Annotated in this window: 4 protein-coding genes; all 4 read left to right on the forward strand. The window is 73.4% G+C overall.

Annotated elements, in window-relative coordinates:
* Positions 1-380: 380 nt before the first annotated feature.
* The 4 genes from ACFWA9_RS38120 to ACFWA9_RS38135 all read left to right on the forward strand — a co-directional run bounded on the left by ACFWA9_RS38120 (position 381) and on the right by ACFWA9_RS38135 (position 5,033).
* A complete protein-coding gene (locus tag ACFWA9_RS38120; RefSeq protein ID WP_380393969.1) occupies positions 381-3,065 on the forward strand; it encodes an ATP-binding protein in 2,685 nt (894 codons plus the stop codon).
* A gap of 38 nt (positions 3,066-3,103) precedes the next feature.
* Positions 3,104-3,784: a response regulator gene (locus ACFWA9_RS38125; protein ID WP_352298506.1), complete on the forward strand. Its 681-nt coding sequence runs from the start codon at positions 3,104-3,106 to the stop codon at positions 3,782-3,784.
* A gap of 74 nt (positions 3,785-3,858) precedes the next feature.
* Positions 3,859-4,266 (forward strand): OB-fold nucleic acid binding domain-containing protein, encoded by a 408-nt coding sequence (locus ACFWA9_RS38130; protein WP_329487687.1) that lies wholly within the window; start codon positions 3,859-3,861, stop codon positions 4,264-4,266.
* Between the two features lie 2 nt (positions 4,267-4,268).
* Positions 4,269-5,033, forward strand: coding sequence for a DUF3159 domain-containing protein (locus ACFWA9_RS38135; RefSeq protein WP_329487686.1), 765 nt, complete (start codon positions 4,269-4,271; stop codon positions 5,031-5,033).
* Positions 5,034-5,097 lie beyond the last annotated feature (64 nt).

Here is a 5,097-nt window from a genome sequence, read left to right on the forward strand (position 1 = left end):
ACTGCAGGGGGGACCCTGTGGGAGAGTAGGACGCCGCCGAACAATCATTCCAAAGAACCCCCCGATCCTTACGGATCGGGGGGTTCTTTGCGTTTCCGGACAAGGCGATCCCGGTCAGCCCGAAGAGGCCCGAAGAGGCCGGGAAAGACCCAAAGAGGCCCGGAGAGGTCCGTAGACCACCGTGCGGCCGAGGGCACCCGGGGCCCGTGGGGCGGCCGGCGGTGCCCCGGCCGGGCCGCTCCCGCCGTCAAAATGCCGCTAAAACTGCCTGATCAGCGGCCGGATCGCTGGAGAATCGCAGGCCACGCCGTAGTCTCCAAGGTGAGGGGAACACGTGTCCGGGGTGGTCCCCCGAACCGGCCGGATCAAGAATGGTGCACATGGGACGCGGCAGGCTGCGGATCTACCTCGGAGCGGCGCCCGGGGTCGGCAAGACGTACGCCATGCTCTCCGAGGCGCACCGGCGGCGGGAGCGCGGCACGGACGTGGTGGTCGGCTTCGTCGAGGACCACGGGCGGCGGCACACCGCGGAGCTCGTGGACGGCCTGGAGGTCGTCCCGCGCCGCGAGCTGGACCACCGGGGCGCCGCGTTCACCGAGATGGACCTGGACGCCGTACTGGCCCGCCGTCCGCAGGTGGTGCTCGTCGACGAACTCGCGCACACCAATGTGCCGGGCTCCCGCACCGCCAAGCGGTGGCAGGACGTCGAGGAGCTGCTGGCGGCCGGCATCGACGTCATATCGGCCGTGAACATCCAGCACCTGGAGTCCCTGGGCGACGTCGTCGAGGGGATCACCGGGGTCCGGCAGCGGGAGACCGTGCCGGACGAGGTGGTGCGGCGGGCCGACCAGCTCGAACTGGTCGACATGTCGCCCCAGGCCCTGCGCCGGCGGCTGGCCCACGGCAACGTCTACGCGCCGGAGAAGGTCGACGCGGCCCTCGCCAACTACTTCCGCCCCGGGAACCTGACCGCACTGCGCGAACTGGCCTTGCTCTGGACGGCCGACCGGGTCGACGAGTACCTCCAGAAGTACCGGGCCGAGCAGGGCATCAAGGGCACCTGGCAGGCGCGGGAGCGGATCGTGGTCGGCCTGACCGGTGGGCCGGAGGGGGCGACCCTGATCCGCCGGGCGGCCCGGATCGCGGCCCGCGGCTCCGGCGGCGAACTGCTCGCCGTCCACATCTCCCGCTCGGACGGACTGGCCGGCTCGGGATCCGGCTCCTCCCAGACGCTGATCGAGCAGCGGGCGCTGGTGGAGAACCTCGGCGGCAGCTTCCACGCGGTGCTCGCCGACGATCCCGCCGCCGGGCTGCTGGACTTCGCCCGCGGGGTGAACGCCACCCAGATCGTGCTGGGCACCAGCCGCCGGCCCGCCTGGCAGTACCTCTACGGCCCCGGCGTGGGCACCACGGTGACCAGGGCCTCCGGCGACATCGACGTGCACATCGTCACGCACGAGCAGGCCGCCAAGGGCCTGGGCCGGGTGCCGATCCGCCGGGTCACCGACCTCGGCCGGTCGCGGACCGTCGCGGGCTGGCTGATCGGCCTGGGCGGCCCGCCGCTGCTGGCCCTGCTGCTGACCCACGTCGACGGCCTCGGGCTCTCCACCGACATGCTGCTGTTCCTGTCCCTGACGGTCTGCGCGGCGCTGGTCGGCGGTCTCTTCCCGGCGATCGGCGCGGCGCTGGTCGGATCCTCGGCGCTGAACTACTACTTCGCCCCGCCGATCCACACCTTCACCATCGACGAGCCGCAGAACATCATGGCGGTGGCGATCTTCACCGCCGTCGGCATCGCCGTCGCGTCCGTGGTGGACCTCGCGGCCCGCCGGACCCACCAGGCGGCCCGCAGCCAGACCGAGGCGCAGACGCTCAGCGCGCTGGCCGGCACGGTGCTGCGGGGCGCGCCGAGCGGGGACGGCGTCCTGACCGCGCTGCTGGAGCAGGTCCGGGAGACGTTCCAGCAGGACGCCGCCGCGTTGCTGGAGCGGCCGGATCCGCTCGGGCCGTGGCAGTCGGTCGCCGCGGCCGGTCCGCGGCCGCCGCTGCGACCCGAGACCGCCGACGTGGACGTCCCGGTCGGCGACACGCTGGCGCTGGTGCTGCGCGGCCGGGTGCTGCCCGCCGAGGACCGCCGGCTGCTCGGCGCCTTCGCCGCCCAGGCGGCCGTGCTGCTGGAACGGCGCCGGCTGGCGGGGGAGGCCGTCGCGGCCCGGCGGGAGGCCGAGGGCAACCGGATCCGCACGGCGCTGCTCGCCGCCGTCTCGCACGACCTGCGGACCCCGCTGGCGGGCATCAAGGCCTCGGTCAGCTCGCTCCGCTCGGCGGACGTCGAGTGGGACGAGGCGGACGAGGCGGAGCTGCTGGAGGGGATCGAGGCGGGCGCCGACCGGCTCGACCACCTGATCAACAACCTGCTCGACATGAGCCGGCTGCAGACCGGCACCGTCACGCCGCTGATCCAGGAGACCGACCTGGACGAGGTGGTGCCCTTCGCCCTCGGCGGCGTGCCGCCGGAGGCCGTCCGGCTGGACGTCCCCGAGACGCTGCCGATGATCCGGGCCGACGGCGGGCTGCTGGAGCGCTCGCTGGCCAACCTGGTCGAGAACGCCGTCAAGTACAGCCCGGCGGGCATGAAGGTGCTGGTCAAGGCCGATGCCCTGCACCCGGTGGGCGGCCGGGGCCGGGTCGAGCTGCGGATCGTCGACCGGGGGCCCGGGGTGCCCGAGGACGCCAAGGAACGGATCTTCGCGCCGTTCCAGCGGTACGGGGACGCGCCGCGCGGGGCCGGGGTGGGCCTCGGGCTCGCGGTGGCGCGCGGCTTCGTCGAGGCGATGGACGGGACGGTCACCGCCGAGGACACCCCCGGCGGCGGTCTCACCATGGTCGTCACCCTGCCGGCCGTGGACCGGCCGCCGGAGCCGGCGGAGCGGGCCGACCCGGTCGAGCGGGCCGGACGGGACGGGCCGGCCGAGCAGGCCGGGGCGCCCGAACGAGCCGAGCGCCCCGGGCCGTCCGGGCACCCCGCGACGGCCGGGCCGGCCGACCGCCCGTCCCCCGTATGACCACCACCCTTCCGACTGCTGTGAAAGGCGGAGCCCGTATGACCCGGGTCCTCGTCGTGGACGACGAACCGCAGATCGTCCGCGCGCTGGTGATCAACCTCAAGGCCCGCAAGTACGAGGTCGACGCGGCCCACGACGGGGCGGGCGCCCTGGAGCTGGCCGCCGCCCGCCACCCCGACGTGGTGGTCCTCGACCTCGGTCTGCCCGACATGGACGGCGTCGAGGTGATCAAGGGCCTGCGCGGCTGGACCAGGGTGCCGATCATCGTGCTCTCGGCCCGGCACGCCTCCGACGAGAAGGTCGAGGCGCTCGACGCGGGCGCCGACGACTACGTCACCAAGCCCTTCGGCATGGACGAGCTGCTCGCCCGGATGCGCGCCGCCGTCCGCCGGGCCGAGCCGGTGGCCGGTGAGGACGACGCGCTGGTGGTCACCGAGAGCTTCACCGTCGACCTGGCGGCGAAGAAGGTCAACCGGGACGGCGCCGACATCCGCCTGACCCCCACCGAGTGGCACCTGCTGGAGGTGCTGGTCCGCAACGCCGGCCGGCTGGTCAGCCAGACCCAGCTGCTCCAGGAGGTCTGGGGCCCGGCGTACCGCACCGAGACCAACTACCTGCGGGTCTACCTCGCCCAGCTGCGTCGCAAGCTGGAGCGGGACCCTTCGCACCCGCGCCACTTCATCACCGAGCCGGGCATGGGCTACCGCTTCGAGGGCTGACCCCGAGGGCGCCCGGCCCCCGGGCCGCCGCCGCGGCCTGCCGCCACGGCTCCCAAAACCGGTACCCTTCCGACATGAGTGGTGACAACAGCAGCGACCAGCCGCAGGGCCGCTTCCGCCGCATGCTCAGCCGGCTGACCTCCTCCACGGAGGAGCTCCAGGCGGAGGAGCTGCGCCAGGAGATCGCGGCGGAGTCGGGCTGCACCCCGATCGCCAGTTGCGGGGACCGTCAACTGGTCACCGTCGCCGGCACCCTGCGAACGGTGACCCTCCGCCCGCGGGCCGGTGTGCCCGCGCTGGAGGCCGAGCTCTTCGACGGCACCGAGGCGCTGGACGTGGTCTGGCTCGGCCGGCGCTCCATCGCCGGCATAGAGCCCGGCCGCCGCCTGGTGGCCAGCGGCCGGATCGGCCACGCACGCGGGCGCCGCGTGCTGTTCAACCCCCGCTACGAACTGCGTCCGGTCGGACACGGGAGCGAATGAGCGTGAGCAACCACTCCGGCGGCGAGCCCGCCGCCCAGCTCGACCTGGTCGAGGCGGCTCCCGGCGAGGAGGAGGCCAGGCAGGCCGCCTCCCGCGAGGCGGCCTCCCGTGAGGCCGCCGACACCGTGATGCAGGCCTTCGGCGGTGTCCGCGGCATGGTCGACATGACGCTGCCCGGCCTGGTCTTCATCGTCACGTACAACATCACCCACCAGGTCCCCGCGGCCGCCTGGGCCGCGCTCGGCCTGAGCGGCCTGTTCGTGGTGGCGCGGCTGGCCCGACGGGAGACCGTCCAGCACGCCTTCAGCGGTGTCTTCGGGGTCGCCATCGGCGCCTGGATCTCCATGAAGACCGGCAAGGCGGAGAACTTCTACCTGCCCGGTCTGCTCTGGAGCGTCGGCTACTGCATCGGCCTGGCCGTCTCGGCACTGGTCCGCTGGCCGATGATCGGGCTGATGCTCGGCCCGATCACCGGCGAGATGTTCACCTGGCGCAAGCAGAACCCGGGCCGGCTCGCGGCCTACACCAAGGCCACCTGGGCCTGGGTGGTGATCATGGGCATCAAGCCGGTGATCCTCTTCCCGCTGTACTTCACCCACAACGTCAACCTGCTCGGCTGGCTGAAGGTCGCCCTGGGCATCCCGCCGATGCTGCTGGCGATGTACGTCACCTGGCAGATCCTGCTGAAGGCGCCGCCGCCCATCAAGGCGCAGCTGGACGAGGAGCCGGCCGGGGACGGGGCCGAGGCGCCGCCGGGCGACCGGTAGCGGCGGCGGAGCCCGCCGCCGGGACAACAGCGGCGGGGCCCGCACTCGGATCCGAGTGCGGGCC

It is taken from the genome of Kitasatospora sp. NPDC059973, assembly GCF_042737525.1.
Classification (GTDB): Bacteria; Actinomycetota; Actinomycetes; order Streptomycetales; family Streptomycetaceae; genus Kitasatospora.